Below are 18,130 nucleotides of genomic sequence, written 5' to 3' on the forward strand. Positions count from 1 at the left end.
ACAAATGTATAACTGGCTTTTTTAACAATCGATTAATTAATCTAAGATTTTAACAAGTTCGTTTGTCACATCAGATACAGATTGGGTACCATCAATGCGGTAGTATTTTGCACGACCTTCTTTCGCTTCATGTTGGTAGTAATCAATTAAAGGTTTAGTTAATTGATGATATTCAACAAGGCGTTTACGGACAATCTCTTCATGATCATCTTTGCGAGTTGTTAAAGGTTCACCCGTAATATCGTCAACATTTTCTACTTTAGGTGGATTATGACGGACATGATAAACTCGACCTGATGGCGCATGAATTCGGCGTCCACTCATTCGATCAATAATAACAGAATCAGGCACATCAAATTCAAGTATATAGTCAACATTAATACCTGCTGATTTCATAGCATCAGCTTGGGGTACAGTTCGAGGGAATCCATCTAATAAAAACCCATTTGCACAATCATCTTGTGCAATACGTTCTTTCACTAATGCAATCACGAGTTCATCAGTAACAAGTTTACCGGCATCCATTAATTCTTTAGCCTGTTGACCAAGTGGCGTACCTGCTTTCACTGCTGCACGTAACATATCGCCGGTTGAAATTTGAGGAATACCATATTTTTTCATAATGAATTGTGCTTGAGTTCCTTTTCCCGCACCTGGTGCACCTAATAAAATAATACGCATGAAATAACCTCTTATGGTTTTTATATAGATAGATTTTCTATTCTGGTAAATATTGAAATATCACTTTACTGCTGGAAATTAATCCATCAGTTTGACAAATATAATTTATGGCACCACAGCCTTTGATCATTTGAGCAGGTTGATGACAAGTGGGGCAAATATAGTGTTCGATAAAATGTTGTTTGCAGTGAGCACAAACGTAATGCTGGGCAGACATAACATCCATTTTATGATGACATTTAGGACACAAGCCTTCTTGACTTTGCCCTGCTATATTTTTTTTTGACATAAACTATTTACGACCTCTAACGTGTTTCATCAATCGACGTCGTTTACGTTGTTGTGATGCCGTTAAACTATTTTTTCGACCTTCAAAAGGATTCGCCCCTTCTTTAAATTGAATTCGAATCGGCGTTCCCATAATTTTTAATGAGCGTCTAAAATAGTTCATTAAATATCGTTTATAAGAATCGGGAAGATCTTCAACTTGATTTCCGTGAACAACCACAATAGGTGGATTGTAGCCTCCAGCATGGGCATATTTGAGTTTTACTCGACGTCCACGAACGAGAGGTGGTTGGTGATCGTCTTGTGCCATTTGCATAATTTTGGTTAATAATGCAGTATTTACCCGACGGGTTGCACATTCATAAGCTTCTTGAATTGAATCGAATAAATTACCCACACCACTACCATGTAAAGCCGAAATAAAATGCAAACGGGCAAAATCAATAAAATCAAGTCGGTCATCTAGTGTTGCTTTAACTTGCTCTTTGATGTCTTGTGATAACCCATCCCATTTATTGACAGCAATAACAAGTGAACGCCCACTATTGATGATAAAGCCGAGTAATGATAAATCCTGATCTGAGATACCTTCTCTGGCATCAATCACCAATATGACAACATTTGTATCTTCAATCGCTTGTAATGTTTTAATCACTGAAAACTTTTCGACAGTTTGCGTTACCTTACCACGTTTACGCACCCCTGCCGTATCAATTAAAACATATTCTCGTTCGTCACGAGTCATTGGTATATAGATACTATCTCGAGTTGTACCTGGCATATCATAGACCACAACCCGTTCTTCACCTAAAATTCGGTTAGTTAGTGTTGACTTACCTACATTTGGACGCCCGACAATAGCCACTTTAATCGGTTGATTAATCAGTGATTCAACATCATCTTCGTCAACATCGTCATAAGATTCTGATAAATCTGGTGGCAATTGGTCTTCATTAAAGTCATCTTCATCGTGATCTTTAAATTGAAAAATAGGTTCCAACGCCGTTTCAATCAAAGAACTGACACCACGCCCATGACTTGCCGCTATGGGGTGGATATCGCCTAAACCTAATGAGTAAAAATCTGAGATAGCCGTATCAGCATCAATACCATCAATTTTATTGGCAACTAAAAAAGTGGCCTTTTGACGAGAACGCAAGTGTTTAGCTATCGCATGATCTGCCGGCATAGCACCCGCTCTTGCATCGACTAAAAACAGAACAATATCGGCTTCTTCGATAGCTTGTAAGGATTGGTCAGCCATAAAGCTTTCAACCCCTTCTTCGGTGCCATCAATACCACCCGTATCAATTACTATGTATTCATGGCCCTTGATTTCAGCTCGTCCATACTTACGATCACGGGTTAATCCAGGAAAATCTGCGACTAACGCATCTCGTGTTCTTGTTAACCGATTAAATAAAGTTGATTTTCCAACATTTGGACGACCAACTAGTGCTACAACAGGTACCATGTTTATTCTCTAATTACTTAAATTTTTTGTGAAAGCGTAAATATCACCATTTTTGACTTGAACAATCAGTTTATTGTCAACCACCAATGGTTTAGCGATTATTCCGCTACTACTTACTTCTATTTTACTTACAAGTTCACCTGTTTCAGCATTTAACCAATACAGGTAACCTTCAAAATCACCAAATACGACATAATCTTGATAAATGACTGGATCAGTCAATTGGCGGTGTGTAAAACTTGATTGCGTCCAAAGTACGCCACCTTCCGTTTTTGATAATGATTGAATATTATCATCTTGATCTACTACGTATAATCGATTTTTATCAACCGCAAAACTGTGTGTTGAACCTATTTTTTTACGCCATATAACTTCACCATTACTTAAATCCAGTGCAGCAACATAACCATTAAATCCAACAGAATAGACAGTATTTCCTTCAACTACAGGGGTTGAATCAACATCATTTAATTTTGCAATTTCTGTTGAACCAGTCGGTTGTGAAATACGTTGTTGCCAAATTAATTGACCATCATTAATGTAGTAAGCATTTACTCGACCATTATCATCACCAAAGATAGCTGCACCATGGGCAATGACTGGTGTTGAGTTACCTCTTAATGATAATGCCGGAACTTCAAAAGTTACTTCCCAGAGTTCGTCACCAGTTTCACGATTAAGCCCTTGTAATATACCATTAGCGGTATGAATCACTAATTTATCATCAGACGATACCGGGCGAGCAAGGACTTCTCCTTTAACTGATTTTTCCCAGACGACTTTTCCGTTTTGACGATCTAAAGCATAAACAACAGCACGTTCACTGCCAACATAAACATAATTTTCATCGGCACTTACACCACCAGAAAAGAGCGCTGTTTTACTACTGAAAAGTGTACTTTTAGATAAATCGACATTCCACAATGTATTACCCGTCGTTAAATCAACTGCTTTTACCTCTCCACTTCGGCTCGCTGCATAAATAACATTATCATAACTAGCAGGACCTAATAATGAATAAATACGAGTATTTCCTGCAGTACTGTTACGCCATAATTGGTGAATAGTAAATTGGTTACTGACTATAGGAGAAGGTGAAACTTGAATAACTTCTTCTTCTCCTCCAAATATCGAGCATCCAGCAAGTGAAAACATAAAAACACTGGTTAAAAAACATTTAGATAACTTCATTGTATAGACCCTTATAGCAGGATAAATTAATTTTTATTTTCTTCCGTTTCAGTCTTTGACTGATCCTCTTGCTCTGCTTTTTCTTCAGCAGTTTGTTTATCTTGTTCAACTGTTTGTTTAGCTTGTAAATATTCAGCTTGATTTAGTTTAATTTTAATATTTGGCTCTGAACTTATCATTGCCGCTGATTTTAGCGCAATTTTATAAGCATCTACCGCCTCAGCATAACGAGACATTTTGGTTAATATATCGCCCCGTATTTCGTTAATCACTGGTTCCCAAGCTTCATTGTTAACTTTATCTAACGTTGCTAAACTTTCTTGGTATTGGTTTTGTTGATACTGCACACGTGCAATACGAATATTAATAACGGATTTTACCGGTTCCGCTTTTGTTTTAGATAAAGCATCAGTCAATAATGCTTGAGCACCTGCATAATCTTTTGTTACTTCGATATAAAATTTAGCCGCAAAAAGATCAGCAAAAACGTTATAAACGCTATCACCCTCTTTTGCAAAAGCAACTAAATCATTTACGGATTCCGGTTTTGTCTGATCTAACTGTTTTACAAGTTGCTCATAACGATCTGACATTTGTTCCAATTTTTTAACTTGATTTGATTGATAGTAATTCCAACCATAATAAGCCAATAATCCGATGACAATAACGGCAACAATAATTTTCCACGTTTTCGCAAGAAACTCTTTTAAAGCCCACATTTGTTCTTCACTTGACGATTGATAACTCACGCTTATCTCCTATTTCCTTTAGATTTATATCATTGCCAAACAAGTTTGAACAATATCGCTTTGCGCGACTTCAGTTTGTTCACTTGTTTGTAAATTTTTGATAGTTACCGTTTGGTTCGCTAACTCGTTTTCACCAACAATAACCGCTATTTTAGCACCTAATTTATCTGCTTTGGCAAATTGTTTCTTAAAATTAGACGTTCCATAATTAGTCACAATTCGTTTATCAGGTAAACCGTCACGTAATAATTCAGCAACACATTGTGCTACTGAAATCGTGTTTTCATCTCCCGAGGAGATCATATAAATATCAATCGAATTATCTCGATTTAATGAAGGATTGACAGCTTGAACAAGTAAAACTAATCGTTCAAGTCCCATTGCAAAACCAACAGCTGGCGTTGATTGACCACCTAACTGGCTCACTAATCCATCATAACGACCCCCACCGCAGACAGTACCTTGAGCACCTAAGCTACTTGTTACCCATTCAAATACTGTACGATTGTAATAGTCTAATCCTCTTACTAATCTTTGATTAATATTGTATTTTATTCCTGCTTTATCCAGTAAACGACACAGGCCTTCAAAATGTTCTTTCGATTCCGCATCCAAATAATCAAATAGTTTTGGCGCTTGATTAAGTAATTCTTGTACGACTGGATTTTTCGAATCGAGTACACGTAATGGATTAGTATACATTCTACGTAAGCAGTCTTCATCCAATTTATCTTTATGTTGTTCAAGAAAATCAACGAGTGCTTGACGATAGTTCGCTCTAGCTTCAAGTGAGCCAATTGAATTTAATTCTAACGAAGTGTGATCCTGTATACCCAGTGCTTTCCAGAATCTTGCGGTTAATAAAATTAGTTCAGCATCAATATTAGGTCCTTCAAGCCCAAAAACTTCAACCCCAAATTGATGAAATTGGCGATAGCGACCTTTTTGCGGTTTTTCGTAACGAAATGCAGGTCCTAAATACCATAGACGTTGTTCTTGATTATAAAAAAGCCCATGCTCAATGCCCGCACGAACACAACCCGCAGTAATTTCGGGACGTAAAGTGATACTTTCATCATTACGGTCATTAAAAGTATACATCTCTTTTTCGACAATATCCGTCACTTCACCGACGGCTCTTTTAAATAGCGCAGTATCTTCAACAATGGGGGTTCTTATCTCATTATAGCCATAGCTATTTAGAACACCTTTAACAATTTTTTCAATTTGTTGCCAACTCGCACTATCTGTTGGGAGTAAGTCATTCATTCCCCGTATAGATTGGATTTTTTTCTCTGTCATTTATGTATTCGCTATCTAATAAAATTATAGTTCAGTTGCTGCAATTCTGTTTTTTAGTATTGATGCTTTAGCTCGAATTTTTGCTTCCAGTTCATCGATCATCTGTTCGTTATCAATACGACCAATACGTACACCATCTTCATAAAAGCCACTTTTATTATGACCGCCAGCAACACCCATCGTTGAAGCCAAAGCTTCACCTGGCCCATTAACAACACAACCAATAATCGATACATCCATTGGTGTAATGATATCTTCTAAACGTTGTTCTAACGTATTGACTGTATTAATGACATCAAACTCTTGTCTTGAACAGGTCGGACAAGCAATAAAGTTGATACCACGAGATCGAATTCTCAATGATTTTAATATATCAAAACCGACTTTAACTTCTTCAGTGGGATCAGCAGCTAAAGAGACACGCAATGTATCACCAATACCTTCAGATAATAACAAACCTAAACCTATTGCCGACTTAATTGCACCACTGCGAACGCCACCAGCTTCAGTGATCCCCAAATGTAGGGGTTGTTTTATCTGTTTAGCTAAAAGTCGATAGGCATCCACCGCTGTAAATACATCTGACGCTTTCACACTCACTTTAAATTGGTCGAAATTAAGCCTATCCAAAATGTCAACATGACGCATCGCTGATTCTACGATTGCTTGTGGCGTAGGTTCACCATATTTTTCTTGAATATCTTTTTCAAGTGATCCGGAATTAACCCCAATTCTTATTGGAATATTTTTATCTTTAGCACAATCAACAACTGCTCGAATTCTTGATTCATTACCGATATTTCCCGGATTAATTCTTAAACAATCCACGCCATATTCTGCTACTTTCAAAGCAATACGATAATCAAAGTGAATATCTGCAATAAGTGGCACTTTCGCTTGTTGTTTAATCAATTTAAACGCTTCTGCCGCATCCATTGTTGGAATCGACACACGAACAATGTCGACACCTACTCGCTCAAGTGCTTGAATCTGAGCAACAGTTTTTTCAACATCCGTCGTACGGGTATTCGTCATGGATTGAACGGCAATGGGCGCACCACCACCAATAGGTACACTGCCGACATAAATTCGGGTAGATTCTCGTCTGATTATCGGTGAATCCTGATGACTCATAACACGCCTAATGATATAACAAAATAACTAGCTTGTGATCTTAACAAGATTTGCATCAAATGTCTGTATACGAGTAAGAAAATTTGCTAACTGTTAACGTGATTCGATGATGATGGCGAAATGTAATGACTCACTTCTACATAATTATTTTTACTTTCTTTATTAAAATAATAAATAGTTACACCAACTATACAAACCACTACAAATAAGCTAAAAAATAAAATCCGCTTTCCTCTTTTTCTAGGTTCAAGGGCAGGAATGAGTTGCTTTATTTTTGTTTCGGATGCATTTTGCTTTGACATTTTTTCTAGATAAGGTTGATACTCGTCCTCAGATAAACCAACAATTTCAGCATAAGAACGAATATAACCTTTAACAAAGACAAGAGGGGCATGAACTCGCTGATCGTTTTCAATTTCTTCGACCACTGCCTTTCGAACATGGATCTTATTGGCAATATCTTCTTGAGTTAATCCCATATTATTACGTAAATTGGAAAGCATCTTACCCAAAGAAATATTGTCTTCCATCATCCCCTCATTTTTGTTAAGAATTAAAAATAAATTAAATTGGATCCATTTTTACATATTTTTAAAATTAATCAATTCTTTTCGCATTAAACCATTGTGAAGGTTTTGCTATTTCATCTTGAGCGGCAACTAATTGAAGCTCATATTCATTGAGTTTCAAGGTTTCAAGCATAACAGCATAAACCGCAGAAGTGGTATGTTCTAACGCCTCAACCAGCGATTTACCAAGCAAAATATTCGCTAAAAACAATCCACTCGTCATATCGCCTACACCAACAGGCTGTCTCACGCCAAAGTCAACTAAAGGGCGCTCAATGTGCCATGCTTCATGTTCTGTGACGAGTAACATTTCAAAACGATCTTTACGATATCCCGCACGACTTAAATGTTTAACTAAAATCGCTTTAGGCCCTTTTTTACAAAGTGCTTTACATGCAAATACCGCTTCTTCAACGTTATTAATTGGCTGTTTTCCATTTAACTCTTCTAGCTCCAAAATATTAGGCGCCATCATATCTGCTATCGGTAATGCAGTATTACACAAAAATTCAGATACGCCAGGCGCAACAAAACAACCTTTTTCAGGATGCCCCATAACAGGATCACAAAGATAAATTGCATTGGGATTTACAGCTTTTACTTTTTTTACTATTTCGGTTATGGCACTACCTTGTTCAGGGGATCCCATATAACCACTTAATACTGCGTCACATCGTTTAAGTTCACCGATGGCATTAATGCCATCGGCGATATCAGTTAAATGTGATGCTGGCATTACCGTGCCTGTCCATTGACGATATTGCGTATGATTTGAAAATTGCACAGTATTTAAAGGCCATACATTTACTCCCACACGACGCATAGGGAATACAGCAGCACTATTACCTGCATGACCAAATACAACATGTGACTGAATAGATAGTATATTTTTCATAAATTAACTCCAAATTAGTAAGCAGTAATATTTCTTACCTCGACGAAGTAATGTATAACGTCCAAAAAGCTTATCTTCTTGTGAAAAATGATAATCTGTTGTCGCGTTACGTTCACCATTAACTGAAATCGCATTAGATTCAATCATTGTTCTGGCTTGGCCTCTTGACGGTGCAAACTGTGCATTAACGATCGCTTGTTGCAAATCAATATCGCCCTCAACCGTAATCGTTGGCATACCGTCTTGCGCCAATTGTTCAAAATCGGCTTGAGATAGATCGGCTAATTTTCCTGAGAATAAACTTTCAGTGATCCGTTTGGCTGCCATTAAGCCTTCTTCACCATGGACTAAGCGTGTGACCTCTTCAGCAAGAACATATTGTGCTCTTGGTGCCACACCGCTATTTTTATCTTCTTCTTCAAGTGCATCAATTTCATTTAATGACATGAAAGTAAAGAATTTTAAGAAACGATAAACATCAGCATCAGCGGTATTAATCCAGAATTGATAGAATTTATATGGACTGGTCTTTTTAGGGTCAAGCCAAACCGCACCGCTTTCCGTTTTACCAAATTTTGTACCGTCAGATTTGGTAATTAAAGGAACCGTTAAACCATAAACTTGTTTTTGATGTAATCGACGAGTTAAATCAATACCGGCAGTAATATTACCCCATTGATCTGATCCCCCAATTTGTAACACCACATTATGATCTTTATTTAAACAAGCAAAATCATAAGATTGTAATAAACTGTAAGAAAACTCAGTAAATGAAATCCCAGCTTCATCACGATCAATACGTTGTTTGACTGATTCTTTGTTAATCATGGCGTTAACTGAAAAATATTTACCAATGTCACGTAAAAAAGTTAATACATTCATGCCACCAAACCAATCATAGTTATTAGCGACAATCGCTGCATTTGCACCACAATTAAAATCTAAGAATGGGGAAACTTGTTGTTTAATTTTTTCGCTCCACTCAACAACAGTCTCTTGAGTATTTAATTTACGTTCAACGGCTTTAAAACTCGGGTCACCAATTAAACCTGTTGCGCCGCCAACAAGCGCAATCGGTTTATGACCGGCTAACTGAAAGCGTTTTAAACAAAGTAATGGTACCAAATGACCTAGATGCAAACTATCAGCCGTGGGATCAAAACCACAATAAAGCGCTATGGGATTTTGTTCAATTAGTTCCATGAGTGCTTTTTCATCTGTCAGTTGAGCAATCAATCCTCGCTCTTGCAGTTGTTTGATCACATTTTTTGTCATGTTATTTTACCTATAAAAATTTTATTACGTTGAAATTTGACTTTGGATAACTCTATTTTTATTGAAATCTATTCTACTTTATTATGATAACGTTTATACGCTTGTTTAAAATGATCTTCCACTATTTCATTCGGTTTTTTATCACATAAACTAAAGATTACTATCGCTAAAGACGCAAATAAGAAACCCGGAATAAGTGAATAAAGATTAAACCAATTAAAATTAATCCAAAGCAATACTGTTGCCGCTCCTGTAATCATACCTGCTAGAGCGCCATTGCGTGTCATGCGAGACCAAAATACAGAAAAAACAATAATGGGACCAAAGGCAGCACCAAATCCTGCCCATGCATGACTAACTAAATCTAAGACACTATTATTAGGGTTAATTGCTAACAAAATGGCAATGACCGATACCAGTAAAACCATGATTCGTCCAACCCAAACAAGTTCACGTTGTTTTGCTTTCGGTCTAAAAAAGGCTCGATAAAAATCTTCCGTTAATGCGCTTGAACAGACAAGTAACTGACAACTTAACGTGCTCATCACCGCAGCCAAAATCGCCGCTAATAAAACACCAGCAACCCATGGATTAAACAATAATTTGGATAACTCAATAAAAATACGTTCATGTTTACCGTTATTAATGAGATCTGAAAACTCTGGATGATTGGCAAAGAAAGCAATACCAAAAAATCCTACCGTAATTGCTCCACCTAAACATAAAATCATCCAAGTCATACTAATTCGACGGGCATTTTTCATCACATCATGTGAGTCAGCCGCCATAAAGCGAGCTAAAATATGCGGTTGCCCAAAATAGCCAAGCCCCCAGCCAAGCAATGAAATAATAGCGATAAAATCCATGTGAGCAAAGATGTTGGTATAATCAGGATTGAGCGATTCAATATTTGCTAAGGCATCGGTAAAACCACCTGCGTTCACCATAACCATAACGGGAGTTAAGATAAGTGCAAACATCATCAAACTCGCTTGAATAGTATCCGTCCAACTGACCGCTAAAAAACCACCTATAAAAGTATAAGCGATTGTTGCGCCAGCACCAGCTAACATTGCCCAACCATAACTCATTCCAAAGGTACTTTCAAAAAGTTTTGCACCCGCAACAACGCCTGATGCACAATAAATCGTAAAAAAGATAAGAATGATTACCGCTGAAATAATACGCAGCAAAGCGCTTTTATCATCAAATCGGCGAGCAAAATAGTCGGGTAAGGTCAAGGAATTATGATTAATTTCAGTAAAAACACGTAACCGACCGGCAATCAGTAACCAGTTTAAGTAAGCCCCAATTATCAAACCAATTGCAATCCAACTTTGCGAAATACCGAATAAAAAAACAGCCCCTGGCAGCCCCATTAATAGCCAACCACTCATGTCCGAAGCGCCAGCCGAAAGCGCAGTGACAACACTACCAATACGGCGCCCCCCCAAAATATAATCACCAAAGTTTTGCGTTGATCGAAAGGCAAAAAAACCGATCGCAATCATTCCTAAAATGTATATAGCAAAGGTGACAATCATTGGTAAGGACATATTTCTAAAAAACCTTGTTGATGAAATTAAAAAATAGTGGAGTAGCTTATCATAAAAACCACATGCTAAAAAGCAGGCGATGAATGAATATAACTAAGCTGACAATCCGTCACGCTAAAATTTTTCAGATAGGTCATTGAGATTGTTATTTTGCCGTAATTTTAATTATCGTCGTATAAAGTGACTTTTAGCTAAAAATTAAATTTAACCTACAATATTTATACAAATAAAGTATATAATATCAGGCATGTTATTTATATTTATCATACTCTGTGAAACAATCAACTCGTATTCAAATTTTAGAAAGATTAAAAGATCACATTAAAGATCCAACAACTGAACTTGTTTATCAAACACCTTTCGAATTGCTCATTGCTGTTGTTCTTTCTGCACAAGCAACCGATGTGAGTGTAAACAAAGCAACCAAACCTTTATTTGCAATTGCTAATACAGCGGAACAAATCTTAGCACTTGGGGTTGATAAGCTCAAAAGTTATATCCGTACCATTGGCTTATACAATAGTAAAGCAGATAATATTATCAAAACCTGTCAGATTTTAGTTGAAAAATATCAAGGTCAAGTGCCAGAAAATTTTGATGCATTAATCGCATTACCCGGTGTAGGCAGAAAAACAGCAAATGTAGTGCTAAATACGGCTTTTGGTTGGCCAACGATTGCGGTTGATACTCATATTTTTCGTGTCAGCAATCGCACGGGCTTTGCACCCGGAAAAACCGTTGAGGCAGTGGAAGAAAAATTATTGAAAGTGGTACCCAAAGAGTACAAAATAAATTGTCACCACTGGTTAATTTTGCATGGACGTTATACTTGTATCGCCAGAAAACCGCGATGCGGGGCTTGTGTGATTGAAGATTTATGTGAATTCAAACAAAAAGTTTACCCAGAGTAATTATCAATGACTGAAAAATTCAAATTAACTCAAGAAGAGATAAACTTATTCAAAAGTAGCATAGGCAATACCCAAAAACTTGCACAAGATACTGTTGTTCATAAACCCTTAAAACGGTCTCAAAAAGCCATTGCGATTGAAAAACGACAACATGAAAAAAATCATGCTGAGTTTTATTTTTCGGATGATTATCAACCACTCTTACAAGACGATCCCATTCGTTATAGTCGAGACAACGCTGATCCTTATGAGATTAAAAAATTACGTCGTGGATTTTATGAACCTGAATTTTTTTTAGATCTACATGGATTAACACAGCAAGAAGCGAAAAAAGAAATAGCATCGCTTATTACTGCTTGCTTAAGCGAAAACGCACATTGTGCTTGTATCATGTATGGACATGGTAAAAACATCTTAAAAAAACAGACACCAATGTGGTTAGCCCAGCATCCTAATATCATTTGTTTTCATCAAGCACCGAAAGAATTTGGCGGCAGTGCAGCATTACTTATTTTACTTGATACAATTAATAACTAAAAATAAATGTTAAACACATAAGGAATAACGACTTGAAATTATTGAAGAAAATAAAACATGTTTATCTATTTCTAATACTTGCCATCTTTATTACTGCATGTAACGAACTTGATACAATTCCACCCGAAAAAAGTAACTATATTGGCACATGGCAAGGTGAATATATGGTGATAAGTATAACTAAAGACGCCAGAGTTATTTACAATTATAAAAAAGATGGGGTGACGACAACCATTAAAGGACCGATACAAGAATTTATGGGTGATGATTTTAAAGTAGGGATTTTAGGTTTAAATTCTTTATTTAAAGTAAGTACGCCTCCTTATTTTGAGGACGGTCAATGGAAAATGGTTATTGACGATCAATTAGTTATCAAAACATCGGATTTAAAATCACTTTAAAATAAAAAAGCCAGCATAGTTGCGCTAGGCTGGCAAACATTGGAAGCAATGTGAGCAATGTCATACTTTTTCAGAAGTCTTGCGACGCTCTAATCAAGTACATCTTAATGATAATAATTCTCATTATTAAAAGCAAGCGTTTTTTTTGACTTTTTTCAAAAAAACAGAAAAAATTTAAAATAAAAGTTTTTTAATATGAAATCATTGTGTTAGCGTGAGAATAATAGAGAGGAATACAGGGCTATGTCACCCTGTATTTTAGCAATGCTGATTTTTTAGTTGATAATTTGAAGTGATAAGTTTAACTTATTTTAGGTTATTACTATTTTTGATAGATGAATTCAACCCCTTCTTCGTCACTCTCATCCCAATCATCAAAATCATCGTCGTCGTCATCAAAAGCCTCATCCATAGCTTGTTGGTGATAATCATCCCACATAAATTCAACTTTTTCTGGTGATGTTTCTTCTTGCTCTTCTTCACGTGGATGAGCATTCATATAATCCATCAGATCCCAACATAAAGCTTTTACCCCTTCATGATTGACCGCTGAAATAACATAATATTTGTCATCCCAATCCAATGCTTTAGCGATTTCGGCAGCACGTTTAGCACTTTCTTCTTCACCTAAAACATCCATTTTGTTGAATACCAACCAACGAGGTTTATTGGCAAGTTTTTCACTATATTGATGAAGTTCTTGAATAATGACTTTCGCATTTTCAATAGGATCAGATTCATCAATTGGTGCAATATCAATTAAATGCACTAAAACTCGACAACGTTCAAGATGTTTTAAAAAACGAATACCCAGACCAGCACCGTCCGCAGCACCTTCAATTAATCCCGGAATATCCGCAACAACAAAACTTTGCTCATTATCCATTCTTACCACGCCTAAACTTGGCACTAAAGTCGTAAACGGATAATCAGCGACTTTCGGTTTAGCTGCTGAAACTGATCGAATAAATGTGGATTTACCGGCATTAGGTAAACCAAGCATACCAACGTCAGCAAGTAGCAATAATTCTAACAGTACATCACGTTTTTCACCGGGCGTACCATCGGTTTTTTGCCTTGGAGCCCGATTCACTGAAGATTTAAATCGTGCATTACCCAAGCCATGAAACCCACCTTTTGCGACTAACACTTTTTGTTGATGATGCGTTAAATCGCCGATAATTTCACCCGTATATTTGTCTGTGATTCGAGTTCCAACGGGCACTTTTACGGTAATATCTTTGCCTCTTTTACCGGTACAATCTGAACCTTGTCCATTTTGCCCACGCTCTGCCCGATAATTTTTTTCAAATTGGAAATCAACCAAAGTATTGAGATTTTCATCGGCAATAAAATAGACATCACCACCGTCACCACCGTCACCACCGTCAGGGCCACCTTTGGGAATGTATTTTTCTCGACGAAAACCTACGCAACCATTGCCACCATCACCGGCTTCGACTCGGATTGAAGCTTCATCTACAAATTTCATTATTCTTCCTCTTTCTTCTGGTTAATTAGCCAGCCTTTTCTTGGATGCCATAAATAGTGCCCAATTGTGGCAAACATCGCACCAGCAACGACTGATACTGCGCCAATATAACCTAAAATATTTAAATACTGCATAGCAAATTTTTCTGGCCAAATTACGGCAAATAAATCTGAAAAAATTAATGCAAACAACGGTGATAATGTGGTAATTGCACTAACTTGTGCAGCTTGCCAACGTTCCATTGCCATAACTAATGCGCCATAAGCAATAATGGTATTTAAACCACAAAAGATAATGGCAAATAACTGCGTTGCATCGGCATGAGCGATTTTTGTTGGCGATGCCAATGGCCATAAAAATACCGTACAAATAAGATAAATTAGCCAAAGTAACTGTTCTGCACGTAATTTACGTAATAACACTTTTTGTGCCAATGCATAAGCTGCCCATGAAATTGAAGCAAGTAAAGCAAGCCAAACACCAATGCCATAAGTCAATATATTAGCAAATAGAACGGTAATATTTTTATTAAAAAATAGTCCTAATCCAATTAATAATACCGAAATACCCATTATTTGCGTTGGTCTTAATCGCTCTTTAAAAACAAACGCACTTGAAATCATAAAAATTACAATACCCATTTGACCTACAACTTGAGCCGTTGTCGCAGAAAGATACTGAACAGAACTTGCAAATAACGCAAAATTACCAAGTAATCCAAATCCGGCAATCATTAATAAGATAAAACGTCGACGTTTTTTAAACATCGCTAAATTAGGAAATTGTTTTTTATAAGCTAACCATATCGTAATACCGACGGCAGAAATTGCCAATCGAGACCACGCTAACGTTAATGGGTCAATAACCACCAATGCATATTTCATTGCAATCGGCACTAGCCCCCACATAACCGCTGTTAACATGGCTAAGGCAAAACCTAATTTAACATTTTGCTGTTTTATCATATTAACTAATATTATATGAATTCAAGAAATGAAAAAAGCCCCACAATAGCTGTGAGGCTTCCATAAACGTTAAACCGCTTTTTATTAGCTGTTAGCAATTACACTAACATAACGACGGTTTTTAGGTCCTTTAACTTCAAATTTTACTTGTCCGTCAATTAAAGCAAATAAGGTATGGTCACGACCACAACCTACATTAGTGCCTGGGTGGAATTGAGTTCCACGTTGACGTACTAAAATATTACCAGCAAGAACTTCTTGAGAACCATAACGTTTAACACCTAAACGTTTACTCTGGGAATCACGACCATTACGTGATGAACCACCAGCCTTCTTATGTGCCATTGTTCGATACTCCTATTAAGCGATTGCAGTGATCTTCACATCAGTGAACCACTGACGGTGACCTTGTTGTTTACGATAGTGTTTACGACGACGGAATTTAACAATTTTCACTTTATCGCCACGACCGTGCTCAACAATTTCTGCTTTAATTGTTGCACCTTCAACAAACGGAGCACCAACTTTGATGTCTTCACCATTTGCTACCATTAAAACTTTATCGAAAACAACTTCTGCACCTGTTTCGACTTCAATTTTTTCCAAGCGAACGACTTGTCCTTCGCTGACTCGGTGTTGTTTACCACCACTTTGGAAAACTGCGTACATACTTAACTCCGCAATAAAAAGCAGACTATTCCTGATTTAGCATATATGTCTGCATTGATTAATCTTATAGGGCGTGAATTTTACGCAAAATTTATCCTTGTTGCAAGCAGTCTTTACTAAAAGATCGCAAAAAGTTACAAAAAAGATCAGCAAGATATCGTTTTAGCGTTACAATACGGATAAATCATTATTTCTTAGTTAATTTATTGTAATTCTATGCTGAGTACTAAAACAACCAATAATAAAACTCGCTATCATGCTTCAATTATTAATCGTTTGTCGCTATTAATGTGTTTTTTAGGCACCATTGCGTTAATTGCGTTATCGCTATCTATTCAAGTCGCTAATGATACCAAAGGTAGCGCTTATATGATTAATCAATTAGGGCTAATTCGTATGAAAAGTTATCAACTTTTATCAATGGTTCCCCTTAATAAACACGATAATGACCGTTTAAATATTTTTAGTGAAATAACGTCGTCAAAGCAACAATTAGCTCTTTTTGAACGTTATGATTTAATAGATGAATTCAATGAGTTACATAATAAATGGCGTACTGAAATTGCAATAAAAATTGCACAAGCCAAAAACATCGATGAGATAAAAACGGATATCGATCAATTTGTTATCAAAACCAATTATTTAGTACATAAGATCGATCAGAAGACCGAAAACCAGATTCATTATATATCTCGCTTGCAACAATTATTTATTATCATTATTGTGGTCTTTCTTATTGCTCAGATTTACTATTTGCGTCGTTATCTTCTCGCCCCTTGGCGCAAACTGATTAATATGGCTCAGGCTATTTCAAAACACAATTTTAGTGAACGTTTTCCGCTACGTTCCAGAAAAAATGAATTCGATTTGTTAGGGTTAGCGTTAAATAACATGTCTGATCAAATCGAATCTCAATATTTAATCCTTGAAGAACGGGTGGCTGAAAAAACGGCTGAATTGCAACAAACCAATAACATCATCTCATTTCAATATCACGCCACCAAACAGCTCCATACATCAAAGCCATTATGTGAACGTTTTTTAATGATTTTACGTCAATTAGAAGAACTTGTACCACTCACTCAATTTCAAATCCGATTTTATGAATCGGAAAACCCTGAACATTACCAACAAATTAGTTATGACAATGAGCAGAAATTACCTTTCTGCCAAAATCCGCATTGCTGTGCTTGTTTAACAGAATCAAAACATTCTCAACAACATGGATTTCAACGTTATTGGTATCTTCAAGACAATGGCGAAAAATATGGCATTTTATTTGCCATTCAACCGACAGATGTTACCCTTAGCGACGAGCAGGAAAACTTAATAACAGGACTTATCGAGCAGATGTCCACGGCAATGATGCTCGATCGACAAATAGAGCAACAAAAGCAGTATTTATTAATGAAAGAGCGATCAGCAATGGCAAGAGAGTTGCATGATTCAATTGCGCAATCATTATCCTGTTTAAAAATACATCTTAGCTGTCTACAAATGCAATCTGATTTGACATCACAAAGTAGTATTGAATTATTAGCAACAATGCGAAAAGAGGTCAATATCACCTATTCTCAGTTACGTGAATTAATTACCTCTTTTCGTTTGCGGCTCAATCAAACAGGTTTTTATGCTAGCTTAATGGAGATGATTGAAGAGTTTAATCAAAAACTAAAATTTAACATCCAACTTGAATATCAATTACCGCTCAATATCATTAAAAGCAAACATGCTTTTCATTTACTACAATTTATTCGAGAAGCGCTAAACAATGTGTACAAACACGCACAAGCATCACACGTTATCATTGCGTTAACCATTGATGATAATCAGATTATCACGGTCAGTGTTAGCGATAATGGTATTGGTTTTCAAACTGATGTTAAGCAGGATAATCATTATGGTATGGTGATTATGCGAGACAGAGCAGAAATCCTAAATGGTAATCTAACAATTAATACTGAGCCACAAAAAGGCACGCAAGTTATGGTAATATTTAAAGCCAATAAGACCATTCCATTTACGATAATAGAAGAGTAAC

The 18,130-nt window shown here is 36.6% G+C and carries 19 protein-coding genes; 4 read left to right on the top strand and 15 right to left on the bottom strand.

What is annotated here, in order from left to right; genetic code table 11:
- Positions 1 to 36: 36 nt before the first annotated feature.
- The 11 genes from adk to putP form a co-directional block, all read right to left on the bottom strand.
- A complete protein-coding gene (gene adk, locus J3U35_RS00315) occupies positions 37 to 681 on the bottom strand; it encodes an adenylate kinase (RefSeq protein WP_220216391.1) in 645 nt (214 codons plus the stop codon).
- A gap of 37 nt (positions 682 to 718) precedes the next feature.
- Positions 719 to 970 carry a zinc-ribbon domain-containing protein gene (locus tag J3U35_RS00320; protein WP_267358849.1) on the bottom strand — a complete coding sequence of 84 codons (252 nt, stop codon included), beginning with the start codon at positions 968 to 970 and terminating at the stop codon, positions 719 to 721.
- A 3-nt stretch (positions 971 to 973) separates the two neighbouring features.
- Positions 974 to 2,443, bottom strand: a complete 1,470-nt coding sequence (gene der, locus J3U35_RS00325; protein ID WP_267358851.1) for a ribosome biogenesis GTPase Der — start codon at positions 2,441 to 2,443, stop codon at positions 974 to 976.
- 9 nt (positions 2,444 to 2,452) lie between these two features.
- Positions 2,453 to 3,634: an outer membrane protein assembly factor BamB gene (gene bamB / locus J3U35_RS00330; RefSeq protein ID WP_267358853.1), complete on the bottom strand. Its 1,182-nt coding sequence runs from the start codon at positions 3,632 to 3,634 to the stop codon at positions 2,453 to 2,455.
- 26 nt (positions 3,635 to 3,660) lie between these two features.
- On the bottom strand, positions 3,661 to 4,383 hold the full coding sequence (locus J3U35_RS00335) for a YfgM family protein (protein WP_267358855.1): 723 nt from the start codon (positions 4,381 to 4,383) through the stop codon (positions 3,661 to 3,663).
- Positions 4,384 to 4,407: 24 nt separating this feature from the next.
- The gene (gene hisS, locus J3U35_RS00340) at positions 4,408 to 5,685 is read right to left on the bottom strand and encodes a histidine--tRNA ligase (protein ID WP_267358857.1); all 1,278 of its coding nucleotides are present in this window, start codon (positions 5,683 to 5,685) and stop codon (positions 4,408 to 4,410) included.
- A 24-nt stretch (positions 5,686 to 5,709) separates the two neighbouring features.
- A complete protein-coding gene (gene ispG, locus J3U35_RS00345; protein WP_267350370.1) occupies positions 5,710 to 6,819 on the bottom strand; it encodes a flavodoxin-dependent (E)-4-hydroxy-3-methylbut-2-enyl-diphosphate synthase in 1,110 nt (369 codons plus the stop codon).
- An 86-nt stretch (positions 6,820 to 6,905) separates the two neighbouring features.
- Complete coding sequence (locus J3U35_RS00350; protein ID WP_081299072.1) at positions 6,906 to 7,352, bottom strand: helix-turn-helix domain-containing protein; 447 nt, start codon at positions 7,350 to 7,352, stop codon at positions 6,906 to 6,908.
- Positions 7,353 to 7,416: 64 nt separating this feature from the next.
- Positions 7,417 to 8,283: a pyridoxal kinase PdxY gene (pdxY, locus tag J3U35_RS00355; protein WP_065558623.1), complete on the bottom strand. Its 867-nt coding sequence runs from the start codon at positions 8,281 to 8,283 to the stop codon at positions 7,417 to 7,419.
- A 3-nt stretch (positions 8,284 to 8,286) separates the two neighbouring features.
- Positions 8,287 to 9,558, bottom strand: a complete 1,272-nt coding sequence (gene tyrS, locus J3U35_RS00360; protein WP_220216382.1) for a tyrosine--tRNA ligase — start codon at positions 9,556 to 9,558, stop codon at positions 8,287 to 8,289.
- Between the two features lie 68 nt (positions 9,559 to 9,626).
- Positions 9,627 to 11,114, bottom strand: coding sequence for a sodium/proline symporter PutP (gene putP, locus J3U35_RS00365; protein ID WP_065558621.1), 1,488 nt, complete (start codon positions 11,112 to 11,114; stop codon positions 9,627 to 9,629).
- Between the two features lie 272 nt (positions 11,115 to 11,386).
- On the opposite strand from putP, the gene nth reads away from it, so the two are divergent.
- The 3 genes from nth to J3U35_RS00380 are packed head-to-tail and all read left to right on the top strand — an operon-like array spanning position 11,387 to position 12,963.
- Positions 11,387 to 12,025 carry an endonuclease III gene (gene nth / locus J3U35_RS00370; protein WP_220216381.1) on the top strand — a complete coding sequence of 213 codons (639 nt, stop codon included), beginning with the start codon at positions 11,387 to 11,389 and terminating at the stop codon, positions 12,023 to 12,025.
- Between the two features lie 6 nt (positions 12,026 to 12,031).
- The gene (gene smrB, locus J3U35_RS00375) at positions 12,032 to 12,562 is read left to right on the top strand and encodes an endonuclease SmrB (RefSeq protein WP_267350367.1); all 531 of its coding nucleotides are present in this window, start codon (positions 12,032 to 12,034) and stop codon (positions 12,560 to 12,562) included.
- Positions 12,563 to 12,594: 32 nt separating this feature from the next.
- A complete protein-coding gene (locus J3U35_RS00380) occupies positions 12,595 to 12,963 on the top strand; it encodes a hypothetical protein (protein ID WP_267358860.1) in 369 nt (122 codons plus the stop codon).
- A 322-nt stretch (positions 12,964 to 13,285) separates the two neighbouring features.
- Here the strand turns inward: J3U35_RS00380 and cgtA are convergent, their stop codons facing one another.
- The 4 genes from cgtA to rplU all read right to left on the bottom strand — a co-directional run bounded on the left by cgtA (position 13,286) and on the right by rplU (position 16,089).
- Positions 13,286 to 14,455 (bottom strand): Obg family GTPase CgtA, encoded by a 1,170-nt coding sequence (cgtA, locus tag J3U35_RS00385; RefSeq protein ID WP_220216378.1) that lies wholly within the window; start codon positions 14,453 to 14,455, stop codon positions 13,286 to 13,288.
- Positions 14,455 to 15,420 (bottom strand): DMT family transporter, encoded by a 966-nt coding sequence (locus tag J3U35_RS00390; protein ID WP_267358862.1) that lies wholly within the window; start codon positions 15,418 to 15,420, stop codon positions 14,455 to 14,457. The genes cgtA and J3U35_RS00390 overlap by 1 nt, the downstream gene beginning before the upstream one ends.
- 84 nt (positions 15,421 to 15,504) lie before the next feature.
- Positions 15,505 to 15,765, bottom strand: a complete 261-nt coding sequence (rpmA, locus tag J3U35_RS00395) for a 50S ribosomal protein L27 (RefSeq protein WP_025314437.1) — start codon at positions 15,763 to 15,765, stop codon at positions 15,505 to 15,507.
- A 15-nt stretch (positions 15,766 to 15,780) separates the two neighbouring features.
- Positions 15,781 to 16,089 (bottom strand): 50S ribosomal protein L21, encoded by a 309-nt coding sequence (gene rplU, locus J3U35_RS00400; protein ID WP_025314436.1) that lies wholly within the window; start codon positions 16,087 to 16,089, stop codon positions 15,781 to 15,783.
- 216 nt (positions 16,090 to 16,305) lie between these two features.
- On the opposite strand from rplU, the gene narX reads away from it, so the two are divergent.
- The gene (gene narX / locus J3U35_RS00405) at positions 16,306 to 18,129 is read left to right on the top strand and encodes a nitrate/nitrite two-component system sensor histidine kinase NarX (protein ID WP_267358864.1); all 1,824 of its coding nucleotides are present in this window, start codon (positions 16,306 to 16,308) and stop codon (positions 18,127 to 18,129) included.
- The last annotated feature ends 1 nt before the right edge of the window (position 18,130 follow it).

The sequence above is a fragment of the Gilliamella sp. B2717 genome (assembly GCF_026536675.1).
Taxonomy (GTDB): Bacteria; Pseudomonadota; Gammaproteobacteria; order Enterobacterales; family Orbaceae; genus Gilliamella; species Gilliamella apicola_I.

Excerpts from the sequence above, each read along its gene's own strand:
- smrB (WP_267350367.1), top strand. The coding sequence starts at position 12,032 with ATGACTGAAAAATTCAAATTAACTCAAGAAGAGATAAACTTATTCAAA.
- J3U35_RS00350 (WP_081299072.1), bottom strand. The coding sequence starts at position 7,352 with ATGATGGAAGACAATATTTCTTTGGGTAAGATGCTTTCCAATTTACGT.
- J3U35_RS00390 (WP_267358862.1), bottom strand. The coding sequence starts at position 15,420 with ATGATAAAACAGCAAAATGTTAAATTAGGTTTTGCCTTAGCCATGTTA.
- narX (WP_267358864.1), top strand. The coding sequence starts at position 16,306 with ATGCTGAGTACTAAAACAACCAATAATAAAACTCGCTATCATGCTTCA.
- rplU (WP_025314436.1), bottom strand. The coding sequence starts at position 16,089 with ATGTACGCAGTTTTCCAAAGTGGTGGTAAACAACACCGAGTCAGCGAA.
- ispG (WP_267350370.1), bottom strand. The coding sequence starts at position 6,819 with ATGAGTCATCAGGATTCACCGATAATCAGACGAGAATCTACCCGAATT.
- cgtA (WP_220216378.1), bottom strand. The coding sequence starts at position 14,455 with ATGAAATTTGTAGATGAAGCTTCAATCCGAGTCGAAGCCGGTGATGGT.
- tyrS (WP_220216382.1), bottom strand. The coding sequence starts at position 9,558 with ATGACAAAAAATGTGATCAAACAACTGCAAGAGCGAGGATTGATTGCT.
- putP (WP_065558621.1), bottom strand. The coding sequence starts at position 11,114 with ATGTCCTTACCAATGATTGTCACCTTTGCTATATACATTTTAGGAATG.
- adk (WP_220216391.1), bottom strand. The coding sequence starts at position 681 with ATGCGTATTATTTTATTAGGTGCACCAGGTGCGGGAAAAGGAACTCAA.
- hisS (WP_267358857.1), bottom strand. The coding sequence starts at position 5,685 with ATGACAGAGAAAAAAATCCAATCTATACGGGGAATGAATGACTTACTC.
- der (WP_267358851.1), bottom strand. The coding sequence starts at position 2,443 with ATGGTACCTGTTGTAGCACTAGTTGGTCGTCCAAATGTTGGAAAATCA.
- J3U35_RS00320 (WP_267358849.1), bottom strand. The coding sequence starts at position 970 with ATGTCAAAAAAAAATATAGCAGGGCAAAGTCAAGAAGGCTTGTGTCCT.
- pdxY (WP_065558623.1), bottom strand. The coding sequence starts at position 8,283 with ATGAAAAATATACTATCTATTCAGTCACATGTTGTATTTGGTCATGCA.
- bamB (WP_267358853.1), bottom strand. The coding sequence starts at position 3,634 with ATGAAGTTATCTAAATGTTTTTTAACCAGTGTTTTTATGTTTTCACTT.
- rpmA (WP_025314437.1), bottom strand. The coding sequence starts at position 15,765 with ATGGCACATAAGAAGGCTGGTGGTTCATCACGTAATGGTCGTGATTCC.